The sequence below is a fragment of the Streptomyces sp. NPDC058964 genome, assembly GCF_042741275.1.
Classification (GTDB): Bacteria; Actinomycetota; Actinomycetes; order Streptomycetales; family Streptomycetaceae; genus Streptomyces.
Genome location: NZ_JBHYKH010000593.1, coordinates 1 through 5,256, shown reverse-complemented (window position 1 = coordinate 5,256; position 5,256 = coordinate 1). Strand labels below are relative to the sequence as shown.

Annotated in this window: 4 protein-coding genes and 1 pseudogene; all 5 read left to right on the top strand. The window is 74.0% G+C overall.

What is annotated here, in order from left to right:
* Positions 1 to 684, top strand: a pseudogene (locus ACFW2E_RS41030) (acyltransferase domain-containing protein); the annotation flags it as partial.
* Between the two features lie 3 nt (positions 685 to 687).
* Positions 688 to 2,901 carry a 4'-phosphopantetheinyl transferase superfamily protein gene (locus tag ACFW2E_RS41025; RefSeq protein ID WP_384475473.1) on the top strand — a complete coding sequence of 738 codons (2,214 nt, stop codon included), beginning with the start codon at positions 688 to 690 and terminating at the stop codon, positions 2,899 to 2,901.
* Complete coding sequence (locus ACFW2E_RS41020) at positions 2,898 to 3,230, top strand: phosphopantetheine-binding protein (RefSeq protein WP_384475470.1); 333 nt, start codon at positions 2,898 to 2,900, stop codon at positions 3,228 to 3,230. The genes ACFW2E_RS41025 and ACFW2E_RS41020 overlap by 4 nt, the downstream gene beginning before the upstream one ends.
* Positions 3,231 to 3,233: 3 nt before the next feature.
* The gene (locus tag ACFW2E_RS41015; RefSeq protein ID WP_384475467.1) at positions 3,234 to 4,055 is read left to right on the top strand and encodes an alpha/beta fold hydrolase; all 822 of its coding nucleotides are present in this window, start codon (positions 3,234 to 3,236) and stop codon (positions 4,053 to 4,055) included.
* Positions 4,052 to 5,256 (top strand): glycosyltransferase (locus tag ACFW2E_RS41010; RefSeq protein WP_384475465.1); only part of this gene is annotated, 1,205 nt, incomplete at its 3' end. The genes ACFW2E_RS41015 and ACFW2E_RS41010, both read left to right, overlap by 4 nt.

Below are 5,256 nucleotides of genomic sequence, written 5' to 3'. Positions count from 1 at the left end.
ACCACCAAGGCCTACGCGGACATCGCCAACCTGGTCCGCGGCAAGATCCTGGAGATCGGCTACGACTCCTCGAAGAAGGGCTTCGACGGCGCCTCCTGCGGCGTCTCGGTCTCCATCGGCGCCCAGTCCCCGGACATCGCGCAGGGCGTCGACACGGCGTACGAGAACCGGGTGGTGGGTGCCTCCGCCGGAGAGTGGACGGCCATGACCGTGGCCGGGCTGTACTCCGGCGACCAGGTCGACGCGTTCATGGCGGCGTTCGACCCCGCCTCGGTGACCGTGCCGGGCCTGGCCTTCGGCGCCGTCGGCGCGTCGGCCGAGCGCGTCCTGGCCGTGCTCGCCGACGGGTGGGCGGACTCGGGGATCGTGCTCTCCCACGACAACGCGCCCAACCAGTCGATGGTGTGCGGGCTGGACGGCGCGGTCGAGGAGTTCGTACGGTCCTTCCGGGCCCAGGGTGTGGTGTGCCAGGTGCTGCCGTTCCGGTCCGGGTTCCACACGCCGATGCTGGAGCCGTACCTGACCCCCATCAAGCAGGCCGCGGCGCGCTTCCGGCTGCATCCGCCGACCGTGCCCGTGTGGTCCGGGACGATCGCCGCGCCCTTCCCCGAGGGGGAGAGCGCGGTCCGCGAACTGTTCGTGCGGCACCTGCTGGAACCCGTCCGCTTCCGGCTGCTCGTCGAGGCCATGTACGCGGCAGGTCACCGCGCCTTCGTCCAGGCGGGCCCCGGTCAGCTCGCCTCCCTGATCGGCGACACCCTGGGCGACCGCGACCACCTCGCCGTCGTCGCGAACTCGCCCCGCCGCCCCGGCATGGCCCAACTGCGCCGCGTGGCGACGGCGTTGTGGACGGCAGGAGCCCGAGTGGCACCGGCGCTGCCCAGGCCGGCCGCGTCCACGCGCGCCGCCCGCCCGCACCGCCCACCCGTCCGGCTCGACCTCGGCGGGGCACTCGTCTCTCTCGACGGGCCGGCCCTCACCGCGCTGCGAGCGGAGGTACGCGGCGTCTGTCCCACGACAGACGCGAGGGACAGGCAGGAGGCGGGCGGCAGGAGGGAGAGGAGCGGACGCACCGGTGCCCCGGACCCGCTGGACGCCCTCGCCGGACGTTTCCCGGTCGCCGCCGAACTGAGCGCGCTGCTGCGGGACACGGCCGACACGGCGGCCGCGCTGATCGGCGCGAGCGACGGCAGACCGCCCCGGGCGGACTCGCCGGCCCTCACCGCGCCCCGGCCGCCGACGAGGGGCTCGGCCCCCACCCCGGACGCGCCTCCGGCCGCCGCCACGGCCCCACCTGCCCCACCCGCCTCCGGCACCTGGAGAACCACCCTCCACGTTTCCCCCGCCACCATGCCCCACCTGCTCGACCACTGCTTCTTCCCGCAGCGCCCCGGCTGGCCGGACGTGGCCGACCGGTGGCCGGTCGTTCCCGCGACCACGATCGTGCGCCACATGATGGACGCGGCGGAGAGCGCCGCCCCGGGCATGCGGGCGGTCGCCGTGCACGGGGCACGCTTCGACCGCTGGCTCACCGCGACGCCGTCCGCCGACGTACCGGTCACCGTCACCCGCACCCCGGACGACCCGAACCGCCTCGCCGTCACCTTCGGCCCCACGGCCCGTGCCGTCGTCGAACTGGCCGCCCGCCATCCCGTACCGCCGGCGACCCGCACGGCACCCCCCACCCCCGAACGCACCCCCGACCACACCGCCGCGCAGCTCTACTCCGAGCGCTGGATGTTCCACGGACCGGCGTTCCAGGGTGTCACCGCCCTCACCGCGATCGGCGAGAGGCACATACGGGGCGTCATCACCACCCCCGCCGCCCCGGGCGCCCTGCTGGACAACGTGGGCCAGATCCTCGGCTACTGGATCATGGTGAGCCGCACCGAGCGGACCGTCGTCTTTCCCGTCCAGATGCGGCACATGCGGTTCCACGGACCGCATCCGGTCCCGGGCACCGAGGTGGAGTGCCTGGTGCGGATCACCTCGCTCACCGACACCGTCCTGGAGGCGGACGTGGAGCTGACCGTGGCGGGCCGGGTGTGGGCGGAGCTCACCGGCTGGCAGGACCGGCGCTTCGACAACGACCCGCAGACCCGCCCGGCCGAACGCTTCCCCGAGCGCAACACCCTCTCCGAACAGCGCCCCGGCGGCTGGTCGCTGCTTTACGAGCGGTGGCCGGACCTCGCCTCCCGCGAGCTCATCATGCGCAACTCGCTCGGCGGACCCGAACGCGCCCAGTACGCCGAGCAGTCGCCGCGCGGCCGCAGACAGTGGCTGCTCGGCCGGATCGCGGTCAAGGACGCCGTACGCCACCGGCTGTGGGAGCACGGCGAGGGTCCCGTCTTCCCGGCCGAGATCCGGGTCCGCAAGGACGACCTGGGCCGCCCGTACGTCACGGGCGTCCACGGACGCGTCCTGCCGCCGCTGGACGTCTCGCTCGCGCACCGTGCCGAGGCCGGGGTGGCGATCGTACGGCCCCACACCCCCGGGCCCGGCCCCGGCATCGACATCGAAGAGGTCACCGAACGCGACCCCGCCGCCCTCGCCGCGGCCCTGGGCGCGGACGAACTCGGGCTGCTGCGCGCCCGGTGCGCGGACGGCGAGGACACGGAGGCCCTGTGGTTCACCCGGTTCTGGGCCGCCAAGGAAGCGGTCGCCAAGGCGGAGGGCACCGGATTCGGCGGCCGCCCCCGGGACTTCACCGTGTTCGACACGACGCCGGACGGGCACCGGCTGCTGGTCTCGGGGCGCCTGGAGCGCGCGTACGCGGTGCACTGCGCACCCGTCCGCAATCCCCCCGCCCTGCCGGACCGGCACTACGTCGTGGCCTGGACGACGGGACCGGTGACGGGAGCGGAAGAAGCGGCAGAAGACGGAGAGGAGCACGGCCGATGAGCCCCACCGAGCCGACCGGCGAGCGCGCCGACGAGGAGGCCGTTCTCGCCGACATCAGGGGGATGCTCCTGATCGTCCTGGAGGAGTACGACGTGGAGTACGGCGAGGACGACATCGAGATCGGCATGACCACCACGTTCAACCGCGACCTGGAACTGGAGAGCATCGACCTGGTGACCCTGGCCGGCCTCCTGGAGCAGCGGTACGGCGACCGGGTCAACTTCGCCGAGTTCCTGGCCGGCATGGACTTCGACGAGATCATCGAGCTCACCGTCGGCAGGCTCGTCGAGCATGTCGTGCAGAGCCTGAAGGCGGCGGAGGCGGGCTGACGCATGGCGATGATCGACACCGGCGGCATCCGGCTGCACGTACAGAGAATGGTCCCCCGGCACGGGCGTGCGACGATCGCCACCGCCGTGCTCGTGCACGGGCTGCTCACCGACAGCCTGGCCAGCTACTACTTCACCGTGGCCCCCGCCTTCGCCGCCGCGGGCATCGACGTGGTCATGTACGACCTCCGCGGCCACGGCCGCAGCGAACGCCCCCGCGACGGCTACAGCCTCGACCACAACATCGACGACCTGGAGGCACTCCTCGACCGGCTCGACATCACCGGCCCGGTCCACCTCGTGGGGAACTCCTACGGCGGCACCATCGCGTTCGGCTGGGCCGCGCGGCACCCCGAGCGGGCGGCCAGCCTCACCCTCATCGAGTCCGAGCCGGCGACCGCGGCATGGGCCGCGAAGCTGGGCCGCATCCTGGACCGGGTGGTCACGGAACTGGCGTACAACGAGCCCGACGCCATCGCCTGGATCACCGCCAACCGCAGCCACAACACGGCCCGTCTGGCCAAGGGCGCGGCACGGCTCGCCCGGGAGACCACGCTGGGCCGGGACATCCCGGCCAGCCGTGTGCTGACCGAGGAGGAGATCAGGTCCGTACGCTGTCCGGTGCTCGGTGTCTACGGGGGCGACTCGGACCTGGTGGAACTGGTGTCGCTCAAGGAGACGCTGCTGGGGGACTTCCGGTCCGTGGTGCTGCCGGGGCACGAGCACTCCGTGCTGGTCGAGGCGCCGGGGACCGTCGGCGGGCACGTCCTGGAGCTGATCCGCGCGGTGAGCGGGGTCCGGCCGGTCGGGGCCGAGACCCGGTGAGCGCGTTCCTGTTCGTCGTGCCGCCCCTGGTCGGGCACATCAACCCGGCCGTCGGCGTCGCGGCCGAACTCACCGCGCGCGGGCACCGGGTGGCCTGGGCGGCCCCGGATCCCGCGCTGGTGCGCCGGCTCGCCGGAGCGCGGGCCGCCGTGTTCCCGTGCCGGGGCGTCGCCGGTGTCGAGCGGCCGCCCGGGCTGCGCGGCCCGGAGGCGCTGAAGTTCCTCTGGGAGCGGTTTCTGCTGCCGCTCGCCGACGCGATGGCCTCCGGAGTGCGGGACGCGGCCGAGGACTTCCGGCCGGACGTGGTCGTCGCCGACCAACAGGCCTTCGCCGGCGCCCTGGTGGCCGAGCGACTGGGTCTGCCCTGGGCCACCTCCGCCACCACGTCCGCCGAGTTCACCGACGCCTACGACGGCATGCCCAGGGTCGCCGACTGGCTGAGGGACCGGCTGACCGAGCTGCGCGACCGCGTCGGAGACCCCGCGGGCACCGCCGACCCCCGGTTCTCGCCCCATCTCGCCCTCGCTTTCAGCACGCCCGAACTCGTCGGTCCGGCAGGGCGGAAGGGACAGACGGTCCGATACGTCGGGCCGTCCATCACGGACCGGCCAGAAGCGCCGGGCTTCCCCTGGGAGTGGCTGGACCCGGGGCGGGCCAAGGTCCTGGTGACCCTCGGCACCGCCAACGCCGACGCGGGCGGCCGTTTCCTCGCCGAGTGCCTGACCGCGCTGCGCGAGCGGGCCGACCGGGCGCAGGCGGTGCTCGTCGATCCGGGCGGCGTTCTGGGGGACACCCCCGACGACAAGGACGTACTGATCCTGCCCGCGGTGCCCCAACTCCCGCTCCTGGAAAAGGCCGACGCGGTTGTCTGCCACGCCGGGCACAACACGGTGTGCGAGGCCCTCTGGCACGGGGTCCCGCTCGTCGTCGCCCCGATCCGTGACGACCAGCCCGTGGTGGCCGCCCAGGTCGTCGACGCGGGAGCGGGCGTCAGGGTGAGGTTCGGCCGGGTCACCGCCCCCCGGCTGGGCGCGGCCCTCGACACCGTCCTGCACGAGTCCGCGTACCGCACGGCGGCCGCGCGTCTGCGCACGGCGTTCCGCGCGGCGGGCGGCGCCCGCGCGGCGGCGGCCCACCTCGAACGGCTGGGCGCAGGGGCGTCCGCGGGGAGGCGGGTGGACGGTACCGGACGAGCCGAGCG

Coding starts and splice junctions, on each gene's coding strand:
- ACFW2E_RS41025 (WP_384475473.1), top strand. CDS start 688: ATGTACGCGGCAGGTCACCGCGCCTTCGTCCAGGCGGGCCCCGGTCAG.
- ACFW2E_RS41020 (WP_384475470.1), top strand. CDS start 2,898: ATGAGCCCCACCGAGCCGACCGGCGAGCGCGCCGACGAGGAGGCCGTT.
- ACFW2E_RS41015 (WP_384475467.1), top strand. CDS start 3,234: ATGGCGATGATCGACACCGGCGGCATCCGGCTGCACGTACAGAGAATG.